The organism is Mesorhizobium sp. NZP2234 (assembly GCF_013170765.1).
Classification (GTDB): Bacteria; Pseudomonadota; Alphaproteobacteria; order Rhizobiales; family Rhizobiaceae; genus Mesorhizobium; species Mesorhizobium loti_D.
Map to the genome: position 1 here is coordinate 1355060 of NZ_CP033364.1, position 16330 is coordinate 1371389.

Here is a 16330-nt window from a genome sequence, read left to right on the forward strand (position 1 = left end):
AGGCTTTCTATCCAGCAGCAGGAGCGATAATAAAGTGATCATCTCTATCGGCTAATATGATGGATCATGATCGGCAGTCTCAGCCTCGACCAGTTGCGCATCCTGGTGACCATTGCTGATGCCGGCAGCTTTTCGGCGGCCGGGCGGCAATTGCGCCGCGCGCAATCGGCAATCAGCCAATCGGTGGCGACATTGGAAGCCGCGCAGGGCGTCCAGCTCTTTGACCGCAGCACACATCGCCCCCGTCTGACTGAAACGGGCCGGGTTCTGGTCGATCAGGCCCGGCTGGTGCTTTCGAGCGCGGCACGCTTCGAGGCCGTCGCGACCGGGGCGCGAGGCGGGGTCGAGCCCGAGCTTGCCCTAGCCATAGATCCGCTGGTGCCCACCGCCCCGCTTATCGAAAGCCTGCGCGCGTTGCACCAGGCCTATCCGCATCTTCCCATAAGCTTCTCGACCGAGGGCCTGGGCGGGGCGCTGCGTCGTTTGCGCAGCGGCGACGTCGCACTGGCCTTCTGCCTGCTGCTGCCGGTGGTGCCCGAGGACGTCGTGGCATTGCCGCTGCTGCGCATGGCGCTGACGCCTGTGGTCAGCGCCGATCACCCATTGGCAGCGCTTGGTCGTCCGGCAACCCGCAACGACCTGGAGCGCCATATCCAGCTCGTCCTGTCCGACCCGGTCGATCGGGAAGCGAACAATTACGGCCTGGCCAGCGCCACGCGGTGGCGCTTTGTCGACCTCGGCCGCAGGCTGGATTTCCTGCTGGCCGGCTTCGGCTGGTGCCGGATGCCGGAGCATCTGATTGCCGATCATCTCGCAGCCAGCGTTCTGGTTCGGCTCGAGCTGGCCGAAGATGCCCGTGACCCGGCAAACGCCCTGACCATCTACGCCGCTCGCATGGCGGACCATGAACCTGGCCCGGCCGGCCGGTGGCTCCTTAACGACCTGCAGGTCCGGCTGTCGCTCTGATCCGGTCAAACAGTTGTCGTCAGTATCGCCTAGTCCCTGACATGTCAGTCGCCAGAACGAGCAGGGTTCATGTCGCCTTGCTCAGTTCACGGACTGGGAGGCGGCTGATGCTGTGGCCTGTGGCGGCTTCAGCCGCGCGGCGGAGCATGCGCGGGTCTGACGCTCCCTGATGGTCGAGCCGCGGCGTATAAGGCGCCTCCAGCCTTGCTGCCTCGTCGTCGGTGAGGCTGATCGAAAGGGAAGCCACAGCGTCGTCGATATGGTCTGGTTTCAGCGCACCGACGATCGGAGCTGCCACCACAGGATTGCGACGCAGCCAGGCCAGCGCAATCATTGACCGGCCGACGCCCCGTTCTTTCGCAATCGCCCCCACCGCATCGACAATCAGCTTGTCGCTGTCGGCAGTGGCTGCTCCCAGATTGTAGACGGCTTCGGTTTTCGCCCTTGCGGTGATCGCTCCCCACGGCCGGGCCAGCCGTCCGCGGTTGAGAGGGCTGTAGACAATGGTCTGCACCCCTTCGTCGATGCAAAGCGCATGCATCTCGCGCTCTTCCTCGCGGTCGAGAAGATTGTAGGTATCCTGCATCGACACGAAGCGGGCCCAGCCGTTGGATTTCTGCAGGTGTAGCGCTTTGCCGAATTCCCAGGCCTTCATGGACGATGCGCCGAGATAGCGGACCTTGCCGGCCTTGACGACATCGTTCAGGGCCTCGAGCGTTTCTTCCCAGGGGGTGGTCCTGTCACGACGATGGATTTGGTAGAGGTCGATATAGTCGCTGCCCAGGCGCCTCAGGCTCATATCGACTTCGGTCATGATCGCCTTGCGCGATAGCCCGATGCCATTGGGTCCGTCGCGCATTGGTGCGCTGAGTTTGGTGGCGATCACAACGTTTTCGCGGTGCGCAAAGTCCTTCAGTGCCCGCCCGAGGATCTCCTCGCTGGAACCGTTTGAATACAGATTGGCGGTGTCGAAGAAATTGATGCCCGCTTCGAGTGCGTGGCGAATGAGACGTCGACTTGCTTCCTCGTCGAGCGACCAGGAGGGGTAACCTCGCGATGGATTCCCGAACCCCATGCAGCCAATACAGATAGGCGAAATATCGAGGCCCGTCCGGCCGAGCTTGGCATATTGCATGTCCGTCTCCACATCCGCTATATTCGGACAAATGTCCGCTTAGCGTTAAGTAACGGACAATTGTCCGTTTAGTCAAGAGGCGACATGGCTGTAGAAGAGGAGGGATTGCGAGCAGACGCCCGCGCTAACCGAGATCGCATACTTGAGGTGGCACGAAAGGCCCTGACCGCCGATCCCGAAACGCCGCTTAGCGCTATCGGCAAGGCAGCCGGAGTTGGGCAAGGCACGCTCTATCGCCACTTCCCGACCCGGGAAGCCCTGGCCCTTGCCATTTATCGTAAGGAGATCAACGCCCTTGCGGCTCTCGCATCCACGCTTGTGCAGGAGCATCCGCCGCTGGAGGCGTTTCGTCTGTGGTGTGCCCAGGTGGCGGATTCCAGCGCCATGAAGCGCGGCGTGGCAAGGCTCCTGCAAGGGGCCACGTCCGAGGATGACGGACGCGAAACCTATCAGCAGATGCTGTTGGCGGTGCGTTCACTCATCGCCGCATGCGAGACCGCCGGCGCGATTGATCGCGATGCAAATGCCGACGATGTTTTGATGCTTCTCGGAGTCCTTTGGCAAATCCCATCCCATCGCGGGAGGGATGCACAGGCAGCGAGGATAATAGCGCTCATCTTCAGGGGGTTGGGTGCCGAAGACGAGCCAGGCAGCCGTGCTGGACCATGAAGCTCGTTCTTGTGTTGGAGCGCTTGTCGGGGGGAGCGGTTCGTCGGGGTCTGCATGTATCGCGAACGCGGAGTTGCGGTTTCACGCATTCGCTTTTAGGCGACCAACGTCAGAAATGGGGGCGTAAGCCGCTGTCGCCGCTCTCGAGATATCGGCCTGTAGCGTAGGATCGGCGGTTCGCTATGTCAGTTGGTGGCGATGCGGTGATCGGCGGCGATAAGCACTATGGCGTATAATCGGCGGCGTATGGCGGAGAGGGAGGGATTCGAACCCCCGATGGGCTTGCACCCATGCCGCATTTCGAGTGCGGTGCATTCGACCACTCTGCCACCTCTCCGCGGTCATGGTCGGCCGTTGCCGGCGCGGCGCACTAGATAACGGCTGAACGGGCAGGTTACAAGGCCAAATCCACCGATATTTGGCTTGCCCGACAAGCACGGGATTCACGGGCGGCATTGGCCCGGCAGGGCATGGCGGTCTTGACGGTCGTCGCCGATTTCTCCAGCGTGCCGCAGGCCTTGCCGCAAAAGATCGCCGGCCGGCCGGCCAAAGCAGTCCCGGCAACGGGTGTTGCCTTGACTCCCGCTCAACCTTCGGTTAGGGACAGCGCGCAATCGGCGTGGAGGGTTCTTCCGCGCCGCTTGTTTTTTGAACCCGCAGACTGACAAAAAGACGGCCGAACCGCCAGACGCGGTTCATCAAGGCCGACCGAACAGCGAAAGGCAAAAAATGTTCGCAGTCATTAAAACGGGCGGCAAGCAGTATCGCGTCGCCGCCAACGATCTCCTGAAGATCGAAAAAGTCGAAGCCAATGTCGGCGATATAGTCGAGATCGGCCACGTGCTCGCGCATGGCGAGGGCGAGAATGTCACGTTCGGCGCGCCGTTCGTCGATGGCGCCCTGGTTACCGCCGAAGTCGTCGAGCAGGGCAAGAACCGCACGGTCATCGCTTTCAAGAAGCGCCGCCGCCAGAATTCGCGCCGCAAGATCGGCCATCGCCAGCTTTTGACCACCGTGCGGATCTCCGAGATCCTGCTGGGTGGCGCCAAGCCGACCAAGAAGGCGGCCGTGAAGGCGGAAGCCAAGGCCGAAGTCGCCGCCGAGGCCGCGCCGAAGGAAGCCAAGGCCAAGAAGGAAGCCAAGGCGGAAGCTGCACCGAAGGACGAGGCGAAGGCCGAGACGGCCGCCGCGCCGCTGTTCAAGGCGCCGAAAGGCGAGCCGGACGACCTGACCGTGATCAAGGGCATCGGCCCGGTCGCCGCCAAGGATCTCGCCGAGCAGGGCATTATCACCTTCGCGCAGCTGGCCAAGCTGACCGACAAGGACGTCGCCAAGATCGACGAGCACATGCCGTTCAGCGCCGACCAGATCAAGGACTGGCGCGAACAGGCCAAGGAACTGGCCAAGAAGTAATTTTTCCGGCGAAACATCAGCCGGATCGGACTTGAAACGGAACGCGAACGCGTTCATAAGGCCTTTTAGGCGCCTTGCGGCGCAACGGAGTTAGTTAGATGGCACACAAGAAAGCTGGCGGCTCGTCGCGCAACGGTCGCGACTCGCATTCCAAGCGTCTGGGCGTGAAGAAGTTCGGCGGCGAAGCCGTCATCCCGGGCAACATCATCATTCGTCAACGCGGCACCACCTGGCATCCCGGCGTCAATGTCGGCATGGGCACGGACCATACCCTTTTTGCGCTCGAATCCGGCGCCGTGACGTTCAACAAAAAAGCCAACGGCCGAACCTACGTATCGGTCAACCCGATTACCAAAGCCGCGGAGTAGCCGGTTCCGCACTAGAACACCGGCGCCCATCTCGGGAACCGGTGTCTGGCAAAACCAGGAAAAGGATCAGGGGAGATGGGTTTCCATCTCCCCTTTTTCTTGTGCCTGGAGGATTTTCAAATGGTTGCCGAAGCGGAAGACAGTGAAGACGAAAGTTACGCGATAGACTGCCCGGTGCTGGTCACCGAGCGGCTGGTGATGCGGGCGCCGCGCGAAGAGGACATCGCGCAACTGGTCGAGCTTGCCGACAACCGTCATGTCGCCGAAATGCTGGCGCGCATGCCGCACCCCTATGGCGAGGACGAGGCGCGCGCCTTCCTCGCCATGACCAGGTCGCGCCGGGCCGGCATTGCCTATGCCCTGACGCTGGCCGGCACCGACACTTTCGTCGGCTGCGCGGGCTTGAACACCACCGATCGCGGGCTGGAACTCGGCTACTGGATCGGCGAACCCTACTGGAAGCGGGGCTATGCCACCGAGGCCGCCCACGCGCTGGTCGACCTCGCCTTCCAGAAGACCTCGATCCAGGTGCTGCATGCCTCGACGCGGGTCATCAATCCGGCCTCGCGTCGGGTGATCCACAAGTGCGGTTTCCAGTATGCCGGCCAGGGCATGCTGAACTCGATCGTCGCCGGCCAGGTGCCGGTCGAGCGCTACAGGCTGGACCGCAAGACATGGACGAGCCTGCGCAACTGGGTACACTTTTGAGCGATGGCGCCGTCAAGCCAATGGTCTACGACAGCAACGGTATCGAAACGATCGCGCCGATAACGCCCGGTGACATCGAAAGCTTTCATCGTGCGCTTGATCTCGTTGCGCGTGAGCGGAAGTACCTGTCCTTCCTCGAGGCGCCACCGCTGGATCAAACCCGGCGATTTGCGTTGGACCGCATCGCGAAAGGCGATCCGGGGTTCGTGGCCGTCATTCGTGGCGAGGTCGTCGGTTGGTGCGACATCACCCGCCATGACCGGCTCATCCATGCCCATCGCGGCAGTCTCGGAATGGGAATTGTTGCCTCCCATCGCGGGCGCGGGCTCGGATCGCGGCTTATCCATGCCGCCTTGGCGCAGGCACGCAAGACCGGCTTTGTCCGCGTCGAGCTGTCCGTACACGCCGACAATGCCCGCGCCATCGCTCTTTACGACAAGGTCGGGTTTGTCAGGGAAGGTGTGCAGCGCGACGCTATCTGTATCGACGGGCAATACGGCGATACGATCATGATGGCGATCGTCGAACGCGAAAACGCAGCCGGATGAAGAGTCGTCAGCCCAGTTCGACCCATACGGGCAGGTGGTCCGAACCCGCTGCTTTCCGGTCGACCCACAGGCGCTGCAGCGAACGGGCAAGCGAGGCGCTGGTGAAGACATAGTCGATGCGCTTGTGACGGCTGGCATTGGCAGGGTCCTTGGGGTCGACCCAGCTGACGAGATCGGCGCCGGCGACATCAAGGCGCACGGCGGCGTCGACCGCGAAGTCGGCGGTCAGCGGCATGCCGAATTCATGGTCCGGCCGGCCGGCGAGTTCGACATATTCGGACGAGGCGGCCAGCATGTTGAAATCGCCCATGGCCACAAAGGCCTCGGGATGCGGCAGTTCCGGCAGGCCGATCTCGGCGACGCCGGACAGCGCGCCGCCTTCGAGCGCGTAGTTCAACAGGCGCCGGCGCAGGAACTGGATCTGGCTGGCGCGCTCCACAGGGCTGCGATGATCTAGATGGATGGAATAGAAACGGATGAAACCAAGCGACGTCTCGATCAGTGCCTCCAGCGCGCCGCGCTGGAAGTTCATCATCTCGAAGCTGCGGCTGCGCGGCAAAAGCAGGTTGCGCGACAGATGAATGGGCGTCTTGGACAGCACCATGTTGCCGAGCTGGAAGGTCGTGGTGATGGCGCGGCCGTTTTCGATGCGCGAACCGATATTGGCCTCGAAATTGCTGCCATAGACGGCGAAATAGTCGGGCAGCGCCTCGCCGATCTCGGTGACCATGTCGCGGCTGCCGTTCCTGGGGTTGTTGCGGGTGACCTCCTGCAGCGCGATCACGTCGGCGCCGCGCACCGCGTCGGCAATACGCGCGACATCGTAGTGCCCATCAAGACCGATGCCGTACTGGATGTTGTAGGTTACAAGCTTCATACCGACATCTCTCCGACCGACCCCACACGGCCATCGTCACAAAACGGTCTCGCCCTTCGCCGCGCCTTGGTTTAGAGCAAGGCCCAAGGTTTAGAGCAATGCCGCAAGGCCAATAAAAGAAACTGCGATCCCATGAAATTTCTCGATCAAGCCAAGGTCTATGTCCGCTCCGGTGACGGGGGCGCCGGCTCGGTGTCGTTCCGGCGCGAGAAGTTCATCGAGTTCGGCGGGCCGGACGGCGGCGACGGCGGCCGTGGCGGCGATGTCTGGCTCGAAGCGGTCGACGGGCTGAACACGCTGATCGACTACCGCTACCAGCAGCATTTCAAGGCCAAGACCGGCGTCCACGGCATGGGCCGCAACATGACCGGCGCCAAGGGCGCCGACGTCACGCTGAAAGTGCCGGCCGGAACCCAGGTTTTCGAGGAAGACAATGAGACGCTGATCTGCGACCTGACCGTGGTCGGCCAGCGCTTCCTGCTTGCCAAGGGCGGCAATGGCGGCTTCGGCAACCAGCACTTCAAGACCTCGACCAACCAGGCGCCGCGCCGCGCCAATCCCGGCCTGCCGGGTGAGGAACTCAACATCTGGCTGCGGCTGAAGCTGATCGCCGATGCCGGGCTGGTCGGGCTGCCCAATGCCGGCAAGTCGACATTTCTCGCGGCCGTCACCGCGGCCAAGCCGAAGATCGCCGATTATCCCTTCACGACGCTGCATCCCGGCCTCGGGGTCGCGCGCATCGACGCGCGCGAATTCGTCATCGCCGACATTCCGGGCCTTATCGAAGGCGCGCATGAGGGCGTCGGCATCGGCGACCGTTTCCTCGGCCATGTCGAGCGCACGCGCGTGCTGCTGCATCTGGTCTCTGCGCAGGAGGAAAATCCGGGCAAGGCCTACAAGACCGTGCGCGCCGAATTGGAGGCCTATGGCCAGGGGCTGACCGACAAGGTCGAGATCCTGGCGCTCAGCCAGGTCGACACGCTCGATGCGGATGGGCGCAAGAAGAAGGTCGCCTCGCTGAAGCGCGCCGCCGGCCGCGCGCCGATGCTTCTGTCCGCCGTCACCGGCGAAGGTGTCGAGGCTGTGCTGCGGGCGCTGATGACCGTGATTGCCGAGGCGCGCGCGGAGGCCGCGCCCGTGGTCGAGACGCGCTGGGAAAAGTAGTGCCATGCAGTCGCTGAAAAAATACCGACGCATCACCGTCAAGATCGGCTCGGCGTTGCTGGTCGACCGCGCGAGCGGCCTGAAGCGCGACTGGCTGGCTTCGCTCGCCGACGACATCGCCGTGCTCGCCGAGGGCGGCGCCGAAATCCTCGTCGTGTCGTCCGGTGCCATCGCGCTTGGCCGCACCATCCTTGGCCTTGGCAAGCGCGCGCTGAAGCTCGAAGAGAGCCAGGCGGCTGCCGCCGTCGGCCAGATCGCGCTCGCCGGCGCCTGGTCGGATGCGCTCGGCAAGGGCGCCCTGAGATCGGGCCAGATTCTCTTGACCCTTGGCGACACCGAGGAACGCCGGCGCTATCTCAACGCGCGGGCGACGATCTCGACGCTGCTCAAGATGAAGGCGGTGCCGGTCATCAACGAGAACGACACGGTCGCCACCTCCGAAATCCGCTATGGCGACAATGACCGGCTGGCCGCGCGTGTCGCGACGATGATGGGCGCCGATCTTTTGGTGCTGCTCTCCGACATTGACGGCCTCTACACCGCACCGCCGGCGCGCGATCCCCAGGCCAAATTCATTCCGGTGGTCGACCGCATCACGCCTGACATCGAGGCGATGGCGGGAGCGGCCGCGTCCGAGCTGTCGCGCGGCGGCATGCGCACCAAGCTCGACGCCGGCAAGATCGCCACCGCCGCCGGCACCGCCATGATCATCACTTCGGGCACGCGGCTGTCGCCGCTGATGGCGATCGAGCGCGGCGAGCGCGCGACCTTCTTCCGGCCCAGCGCCAATCCGGTCAAGGGCTACAAGACCTGGATCGCCGGCCAGCTCGAACCGGCCGGCCGGCTGACGGTCGATGCCGGCGCCGTTGGCGCGCTCACATCGGGCAAATCGCTGCTGCCTGCCGGCGTCAAGCTGGTCAGCGGCAATTTTTCGCGCGGCGACACGGTGGCGATCCTGTCGCCCGAGGGCCGCGAGATCGCGCGCGGCCTGGTTGCCTACGATGCCGCCGATGCCGTAAGGATCGCTGGCCTGAAGACGGCCGAGATCGTAACCGTGCTCGGTTACGAAGCGCGTTCGGCGATGATCCACCGCGACGACCTCGTGGTGAGTCACGCCGGGGGCGATATAAGCGGAGGATGAGCCATGCTGAAGCTGCATGAAAAATCCGGGGACGATACCGTGGCGCTGATGGCCGATATCGGCCGCCGCGCCCGCGCCGCCGCCCGACCGCTGGCCATCGCGACCACCGCCGCCAAGAATGCCGCGCTCCTTGCCATGGCGGACGCGCTCCTTGCCCGGGAACAGGACATTCTCGACGCCAACGCCATCGATGTGTCGAATGGCGAGGAATCGGGGCTGTCGGCATCCTTCATGGATCGGCTGAAGCTCAATCCGGCGCGCATCCGCGCCATGGCGGATGGCATCCGCGAGATCGCCGCGCTGCGCGATCCCGTCGGAGACGTCATCGCCGAGTGGGACCGACCGAACGGCCTTCATATCGAGCGCGTGCGCACGCCGCTGGGTGTCGTCGGCGTCATCTATGAGAGCCGGCCCAACGTCACGGCCGATGCCGGTGCGCTCTGTCTCAAGGCCGGCAATCCGGTAATCCTGCGCGGCGGCTCGGATTCGCTCAATTCGTCCGCCGCCATCCATGCCTGCCTGGTCGACGGCCTGAAGGCCGCCGGCCTGCCTGAAGATGCCATCCAGCTGGTGCCGACTACCGATCGCGCCGCTGTCGGGGAGATGCTCAAGGGGCTTGGCGGTACGCTCGACGTCATCATCCCGCGCGGCGGCAAAAGCCTGGTCGGGCGGGTGCAGAACGAGGCGCGCGTGCCGGTCTTTGCCCATCTCGAAGGCATCTGCCACCTCTACATCGACCGCTCGGCCGATCTCGACATGGCGCTGAAGATCGCCGTCAACGCCAAGATGCGGCGCACCGGAGTCTGTGGCGCGGCCGAGACGCTGCTGGTCGACCGCGCGGTGGTATCAACCCATCTGGTGCCGATCCTCGACGCGCTCCGCGCCGCCGGCTGCGAGATCCACGCCGATGCGGAGGTGCTGAAAGTGTTTTTCGACGCCAAGCCGGCGACCGATGCCGATTGGGTGACGGAATATCTCGACGCCATCATCGCGGTGAAGCTGGTCGATGGTATCGGTGGTGCCATCGAGCACATCGAGACCTTCTCCTCGCATCACACCGAGGCGATCATCGCCGAGGATGCGAAGGCGGTGGAGCGGTTCTTCAACGAGATCGATTCGGCCATCCTGCTGCACAATGCCTCGACGCAATTCGCCGATGGCGGCGAGTTCGGCATGGGCGCCGAGATCGGCATCGCCACCGGAAAGATGCATGCGCGCGGGCCGGTCGGCGTCGAGCAACTGACCTCGTTCAAATACCGCGTGCGCGGGTCGGGACAGGTGAGGCCTTGAGCGCTGGTCTTACCCTCCCCCTTGTGGAGGGGGTGGCGAGCCGGCTGGGGGGACGACGCTGAATTCCACGATACCCCCACCCCGCTCCGCTTCGCGGATCGACCGACCTGGGCAAGCCACGGGTCCTGCCCGTCTTGTGGACCCCCACAAGGGGGAGGGTGAGAACGCCGTCCCTTCCCGCTACTTGAAAATGCCGCACGCCGAAAAAGGGCTGGCCGTCGGCCTGTTCGGCGGCTCGTTCAACCCGCCGCATGCCGGCCATGCACTGGTCGCCGAAATTGCGCTCAGGCGCCTGGCGCTCGACCAGTTATGGTGGATGGTCACGCCAGGCAATCCGTTGAAGAGCACGCGCGAGCTGGCGCCGCTGACCGAACGGCTACACCTGTCGGAGCGGATCGCCAAGAACCCGAAAATCAAGGTCACCGCCTTCGAGGCGGCGCATCATGTGCGCTATACCGCCGACACGCTGGCCCTGGTCAAGGCGCGCAATCCCGGCGTCGATTTCGTCTGGATCATGGGCGCGGACAGTTTGCGCGACTTCCACCGCTGGCAGCGCTGGCGCGAAATCGTGCTCACCTTCCCGATCGCGGTCATCGACCGCCCGGGCGCGACGCTGTCGTTCCTGTCGTCGGTCGTCGCCAAGACCTTCGACTATGCCCGCATCGATGAAGGCGACGCGCCGCGGCTCGCCCGCATGAAGGCGCCGGCCTGGACCTTCATCCACGGCCCGCGCTCGTCGCTGTCGTCGAGCGCGATCCGGAAGATGGCAAAGGGGTGATCGGCCCAGCATCACCGGCAGCGCTCAACAGTAAGTGAACGGTCCGGCAGCGTTCACTGCTATCCCAACCTGATATTGACGGGCAACGGTGCCTCTGTCATCAAAGACGAGTTCTTCGGCGATACAGTTGATTGCGTGCGAGCGCTGCCTACATCAATTTTTACCTCTTTTCGGCGGGGGGTTGTTGTGAGAATTAGTTTCGGCAACAGGTATGGGGGCTTGGCGCACGGGTTGGACTGCCCTTGTCATAGTCCGCTTGCACTCAACCTCTTCGATCGATTGAACAGAGACATTTCACGCCGCTCTGTTCTTTCCGGTATCGCCGGGATGTTCGGTGCTTCGGCGCTCGGCCTTGCATCCCCATCCTTCGCGCAGGCAGCGGGTAAGCCGATCCTGCTCAGGAATGCCAGGATCTTCGACGGCCAGGCAAGCAAGCTCATCGAAGGCAAGTCTGTCCTTATCGACGGGAAGACGATCAAGGCTCTGCCTGGCGCCAGCGAAACGGTTGCCGATGCCGAGGTTATCGACTGCGCAGGCGGCACGCTGATGCCGGGCATGATAGATGCCCACTGGCATGCCTTGCTTGCCGGTATCTCGCAGGTCGCGGCCATGACGGCCGACGTCCCTTATGTTCATCTCGTCGCCGCACAGGAGGCCGAGCGGACAGTGTTGCGCGGGTTCACGACGGTTCGTGATGTCGGTGGCCCGTCATTCGCTTTGAAGCGCGCCATCGATGAAGGGCGATTGGTGGGTCCCCGCATCTATCCTTCCGGCGCCATGATCTCGCAAACTTCGGGGCATGGCGACTTCCGAATGCGCACGGATTTGCCGCGCACTCCGCAAAGCAACGCAAGCCTTGCGGAACAGGCTGGCATCGCCGAGATCGCTGATGGCGAGGCGGAAGTCCTGCGCCGTGTACGCGAGCAGCTCATGCTGGGGGCGAGCCAGATCAAGATCATGGGCGGGGGAGGCGTCGCCTCGCCCTACGACCCGATCGACGCTGTGCAATACACTGAGGCCGAGATGAAGGCTGCGGTATCCGCTGCGGCTGACTGGGGCACCTATGTGTGCATCCATGCCTATACGCCCGCCGCCGTGCAGCGTGCGGTCGCCAGCGGTGTGAAGTCGATCGAGCACGGCCAACTCGCCGACGAGGAGACCGCCAAACGCATAGCCGATGCAGATGCATGGTGGAGCATCCAGCCCTTCCTTGCCGACGAGGATGCCAACACCTACGCCTTGCCGGAACAGCGCGCGCAGCAGCAGACAATCGCCGAAGGTACGGCGCGGGCCGTCGAGCTTGGACGTAAATACAAAATCAACATGGCCCTGGGCACTGATATCCTGTTCAACCCGAAAGGCACCTCGACACAGGGAAAGCAACTCGCCAAGTTCAGCCGGTGGTATGAAAATGTGGATGTGTTGCGGTTGCTGACCAGCGGCAATGCCGAGCTTGCCGGCCTTTCCGGCCCGCGCAATCCTTACCCGGGAAAACTCGGACGCATCGAACCCGGCGCCTATGCCGACATGCTCATCGTCGATGGCAATCCGCTCGAGGACATTTCCCTCATCGCAAATCCGGAACGAACGTTGAAGCTCATCATGAAGGATGGGCGCATCCACAAGAACACGCTGGGGGGATGACCTTGCGAGCAATCCTCGGGATAGGCATGCTTGCCGCCTCCGCCTTCGTTTCCATGGAAGCAAGGGCGGCTGACGTGCTTGCGGGAAGCGCCGACACGACCGCGGATGGCGAAAAGTACTGGGCCCTGCAGGTCACGCCCTATCTCTGGGCGGCGGGCATCAACGGCGACATATCGCCTTTCCGCAGGGCCCCGACCATTGGTGTCGACAAATCATTCTCGGACGTCATGAATGATTTGAACATTGGCGGCTTCATCAATGTATGGGGGCGCTACGACCGCTTCGTCTTCTCCGCCGACGCCATGTATGTCGACACGACAGACGAGAAAGCAACCGGCCCGCTTCCGCCCCTGCCCCCGCCATTGCCGCAAGTCCCCAGCATCAGCGGCAGCGTGGATACCAAGGAATTCACATCGACACTGCAGGCCGGCTATCGTGTCTATGACAGTCCAGCTTTCACCCTGGATGCGCTGGGCGGTGTTCGCTTCTGGCATATCTCCAACCGGGTGACCGTGCAGGCGGCAGGGTTGTCGGGCAGCTACAAGGAAAGCTTTGGATGGGCTGACCCGGTCGTTGGCGCGCGCGCCTTTCTCAGGATGACGGACAAACTCTCGGCGCAGGTTCAGGCGGATGTCGGCGGCTTCAACGTCGGGTCCAAAACCACCTGGCAGGTGCTGGCAACCGCCAACTACATCATAAACGACCATCTTTCCGTCTCGGGCGGCTACAAGGTACTCAGTGTCGACTACGAGTCCGGCGGTCACGTCTTCGATACTCGATTGTCTGGGCCAGTGCTGGGGGTGACCTGGCGATTCTGATGATCTGGGACCAATCTATGATGCGACCCATCCGATGGATTGTCTGAAGCCCATCGATCATGATCGTGCTCAACGGTGTACGGGCGCGACGCTGTCGTTCCTGTCGTCGGTCGTTCCCAAGACCTTCGACTATGCCCGCATCGATGAAGGCGACGCGCCGCGGCTTGCCCGCATGAAGGCGCCGGCCTGGACCTTCATCCACGGCCCGCGCTCGTCGCTGTCGTCGAGCGCGATCCGGAAGATGGCAAAGGGATAGAGAAGAGCCAGCGTTTCGGCCGCCCGGCCATGTCGCTTTTGCGGCGGCGTTTGTCCAGCCGATCAGCGATGCTGGCCTGACATGGCAGTTCAAACCAAGACCCAACCCGCAGTCGATCCGGAGCATGGCAGCGCGCCCACGCCGCTGATCGCGATTGCCAGCGTCATCGTGTCGATGGCGCTGATCGCCATCGGCAACGGGCTGATGTTCGCCTACATCCCGGTCCGGCTCGGCGTCGAGGGTTTCGATCCGACCTGGGCCGGGCTGATCATAACCGGCCTGTCGGCCGGCGGCCTCGCCGGCTGCATCCTCACCGGACCACTGGTGCGCAGGGTAGGCCATGCCCGGGCCTTCATGGTGTTGTCGGCGCTGATCGCGCTCGCCAATGCCGCCGTCGGCGCAGGGCCGTATCCGGTTTTGTGGATCGCCGCCCGTGCGCTTTACGGCTTTGCCATATGCGGCCTGTTCATCGTCGCGCAGAGCTGGCTGAACGATGCGGTCGCCAATGCCATACGCGGCAGGGTGATGGCTTTTTTCTACGTCGCCTACGTCGCCGGGCTGGGTGTCGGCTATGCGACGCTGGCGCTGGTCGATATCAAAACGGCGGACGCGCCGCTGGTCGGCATCGCCTTTACCGCTCTGTCGATCCTGCCCGTCGGCATGACGCGGCTGGCGCAGCCACCCGCTCCTCAGGCGGCCTCGGTGGCGCTGCGCCGCGCCTGGCGGATTTCGCCGGTCGGTGTTGCCGGCATGCTGGCGGTCGGCGGGCTGTCCATGTCGATCGCGGGTTTCGCGCCGATCCATGCGACGGCCAAGGGTTACAGCCAGGCCGATGTGGCGCTGCTGCTTTCGGTGATGCCGCTCGGCACGCTGATCCTGCAGCTTCCCTTCGGCTGGATTTCCGACCGCACCGACCGCCGTTACGTGCTGATCGGAGCGTCCGCGCTAGCTGCGGCGGCGGGTATGTTCGCGCTCGGTTTCGACGGCGGCGCGCTGCCGGCGCTGCTGGTGATCTACGTCTTGTGGGACGGCGCCTCGGAATCGATCTATTCGCTGTCCAGCGCGCATGCCGCCGACCGTGCCGGCAAGGACGACATGGTGGCGCTGTCCAGCTCGCTCTTGTTCGCCTGGTCGCTGGCCGGTTTTGTGGTTCCGGGCATCGTGACGGCGCTGTCGGCGGTCTTCGGCACGCAAGCCTTCATCTATGTGGCAATCGTCACTGCCTGTGCTTTCTGCCTTTTCGTGCTGTTGCGTGTGTTCACCACACAGGCCGTGCCTGCCACTGAGACCGGCAGCTTCGCACCGATGACGGCGCAGGCCCCGCTTCCGGTCGAACTCGCCTATGCGCCGGACGAGCCCGCAGGCCGGGCCAAGGACTGAAGGCTGTTTGTCCCGCCGCAATTGCTTACTGCTTGCGAGCTTCGGGCGCCGGCGCTTCCGGTGGCGGCAGCGGAATGGAGATGCCCTCGCTGTCGAAAGCCTGTTTGGCGCGTTTCGTCATGTCGATGTTCGTGGAGAAATAGTCGACCGCCGAGGTCCAGTAGCGCAAGGTAAGCGAAACGGTCGTATCGCCAAGGCCGGCCACGAAGGCGATCGGCGCCGGTTCGCGACGGATGCGCTTCTCGGCGCCGGCAAGGGCGAGCAATGTCTTCTGGGCGCCGTCGATATCGTTCCACGAGCCGATGCTCAGGCTGATGTCGGCGCGGCGCACGCCATTGCGCGAGAAATTGCGCACCGGCTGATTCCACAGCGTCGAATTGGGCGCCAGGATGTAGAGGCCGTCGGCGGTCCTGAGCCTGGTGGCGAACAGGCCGATTTCCTCGACCGAACCGGCGATGGAACCGACCTCGACGGATTCGCCGATGCGGAACGGCCGCAGCGCCAGGAGCATGATGCCGGCGGCGATGTTCTGCAGCGTACCTTGCAGCGCCAGCCCGATGGCGAGGCCGATGGCGCCGATGGCGGCGATGATCGAGGCGGTCTGCACGCCGAACTGGCCGAGCACCATGATGACGACGAGGATCAGGATGGCGTAGCGGACGATCTTGGAAAAGAAATGCCGCAACGTCGCATCGAAACCGTGGATGTGACCCAGGCCGGCAAAGATCGAACGCTCGGCGAGGCCGGCGACGATGTAGCCGACCACCAGCAGAATGACGGCGCCGATGGCGGAGAAGGAATAGGAGACGATCAGCGTGCTGAGCTGCGCGAGGCCGGCCTGAACGGTGAGAATGGTGTCTTGCGGGTCGATCGGCATGGCGGGATTCCACTTTGTTTTGACGCAATTCCAAACGGAAAACCGCTTCACACTTTTCCTGGAATTGCTTCTGGTCGGTCAGCCGATAACCGCCGCGCGGCGCCTGGGTTCCGATCTTTTTGCCTGCCGCATGGAACAACAGGGCAATCGGCGAGTTCGCATGAGTCGGGCAGCGTCTTGAAACTGCAACGGAACTCTGCCTATCTAAGTGGTGTCACCTGCTTTTGGGGGTGATTTGGTTGTTCTTGCTGCGAAAGGAAATACACTGAGAACAGCACTGCGGAAGAAGGCCGATATC

At 63.5% G+C, this 16330-nt stretch carries 15 protein-coding genes, 1 tRNA gene and 2 pseudogenes; 14 read left to right on the forward strand and 4 right to left on the reverse strand.

The genetic code is table 11. The features are described from left to right. Positions 1–66: 66 nt before the first annotated feature. Positions 67–966: a LysR family transcriptional regulator gene (locus EB230_RS06550; protein WP_056575206.1), complete on the forward strand. Its 900-nt coding sequence runs from the start codon at positions 67–69 to the stop codon at positions 964–966. Positions 967–1147: 181 nt separating this feature from the next. On the opposite strand, the pseudogene EB230_RS06555 reads toward EB230_RS06550, so the two are convergent. After that, positions 1148–2101: pseudogene (locus EB230_RS06555) on the reverse strand (aldo/keto reductase); the annotation flags it as partial. Positions 2102–2185: 84 nt separating this feature from the next. Between EB230_RS06555 and EB230_RS32945 the strand changes: the two are divergent. Next, positions 2186–2770, forward strand: a complete 585-nt coding sequence (locus tag EB230_RS32945) for a TetR/AcrR family transcriptional regulator (protein ID WP_056575211.1) — start codon at positions 2186–2188, stop codon at positions 2768–2770. A gap of 247 nt (positions 2771–3017) precedes the next feature. On the opposite strand, the gene EB230_RS06565 is transcribed toward EB230_RS32945, so the two are convergent. Next, positions 3018–3107 (reverse strand) — tRNA-Ser (locus EB230_RS06565). 392 nt (positions 3108–3499) lie between these two features. Between EB230_RS06565 and EB230_RS06570 the strand changes: the two genes are divergently transcribed. The 4 genes from EB230_RS06570 (at position 3500) to EB230_RS06585 (ending at position 5807) form a co-directional block, all read left to right on the forward strand. Continuing rightward, positions 3500–4183 (forward strand): 50S ribosomal protein L21, encoded by a 684-nt coding sequence (locus EB230_RS06570; RefSeq protein ID WP_056576446.1) that lies wholly within the window; start codon positions 3500–3502, stop codon positions 4181–4183. Between the two features lie 98 nt (positions 4184–4281). Further along, positions 4282–4551 (forward strand): 50S ribosomal protein L27, encoded by a 270-nt coding sequence (gene rpmA / locus EB230_RS06575; protein ID WP_010912120.1) that lies wholly within the window; start codon positions 4282–4284, stop codon positions 4549–4551. Positions 4552–4671: 120 nt separating this feature from the next. Next, positions 4672–5259 (forward strand): GNAT family protein, encoded by a 588-nt coding sequence (locus tag EB230_RS06580; RefSeq protein ID WP_056575214.1) that lies wholly within the window; start codon positions 4672–4674, stop codon positions 5257–5259. Between the two features lie 20 nt (positions 5260–5279). Further along, complete coding sequence (locus EB230_RS06585; protein WP_056576451.1) at positions 5280–5807, forward strand: GNAT family protein; 528 nt, start codon at positions 5280–5282, stop codon at positions 5805–5807. Between the two features lie 7 nt (positions 5808–5814). On the opposite strand, the gene EB230_RS06590 is transcribed toward EB230_RS06585, so the two are convergent. After that, positions 5815–6684, reverse strand: a complete 870-nt coding sequence (locus EB230_RS06590; RefSeq protein ID WP_172371884.1) for an endonuclease/exonuclease/phosphatase family protein — start codon at positions 6682–6684, stop codon at positions 5815–5817. A gap of 132 nt (positions 6685–6816) precedes the next feature. Between EB230_RS06590 and obgE the strand changes: the two genes are divergently transcribed. From obgE to EB230_RS06630, 8 genes and pseudogenes are all read left to right on the forward strand, one after another. Continuing rightward, positions 6817–7848, forward strand: a complete 1032-nt coding sequence (gene obgE / locus EB230_RS06595) for a GTPase ObgE (RefSeq protein ID WP_140776608.1) — start codon at positions 6817–6819, stop codon at positions 7846–7848. Between the two features lie 4 nt (positions 7849–7852). Beyond that, complete coding sequence (gene proB, locus EB230_RS06600; protein WP_172371885.1) at positions 7853–8989, forward strand: glutamate 5-kinase; 1137 nt, start codon at positions 7853–7855, stop codon at positions 8987–8989. Positions 8990–8992: 3 nt separating this feature from the next. Further along, on the forward strand, positions 8993–10279 hold the full coding sequence (locus tag EB230_RS06605) for a glutamate-5-semialdehyde dehydrogenase (protein WP_172371886.1): 1287 nt from the start codon (positions 8993–8995) through the stop codon (positions 10277–10279). Between the two features lie 190 nt (positions 10280–10469). Then, positions 10470–11057: a nicotinate-nucleotide adenylyltransferase gene (locus EB230_RS06610; RefSeq protein WP_056575225.1), complete on the forward strand. Its 588-nt coding sequence runs from the start codon at positions 10470–10472 to the stop codon at positions 11055–11057. A 75-nt stretch (positions 11058–11132) separates the two neighbouring features. Next, positions 11133–12701: an amidohydrolase family protein gene (locus EB230_RS06615; RefSeq protein WP_246738919.1), complete on the forward strand. Its 1569-nt coding sequence runs from the start codon at positions 11133–11135 to the stop codon at positions 12699–12701. Next, positions 12698–13519 (forward strand): hypothetical protein, encoded by an 822-nt coding sequence (locus tag EB230_RS06620; RefSeq protein WP_246738920.1) that lies wholly within the window; start codon positions 12698–12700, stop codon positions 13517–13519. The genes EB230_RS06615 and EB230_RS06620 overlap by 4 nt, the downstream gene beginning before the upstream one ends. Positions 13520–13601: 82 nt before the next feature. Further along, a pseudogene (locus EB230_RS06625) lies at positions 13602–13775 on the forward strand (nicotinic acid mononucleotide adenylyltransferase); the annotation flags it as partial. Between the two features lie 81 nt (positions 13776–13856). Next, positions 13857–15155, forward strand: a complete 1299-nt coding sequence (locus EB230_RS06630) for an MFS transporter (RefSeq protein WP_172371887.1) — start codon at positions 13857–13859, stop codon at positions 15153–15155. Positions 15156–15180: 25 nt separating this feature from the next. Here EB230_RS06630 and EB230_RS06635 read toward each other — a convergent pair whose 3' ends face one another. Continuing rightward, complete coding sequence (locus EB230_RS06635; RefSeq protein ID WP_056575238.1) at positions 15181–16032, reverse strand: mechanosensitive ion channel family protein; 852 nt, start codon at positions 16030–16032, stop codon at positions 15181–15183. Positions 16033–16330: the final 298 nt, after the last annotated feature.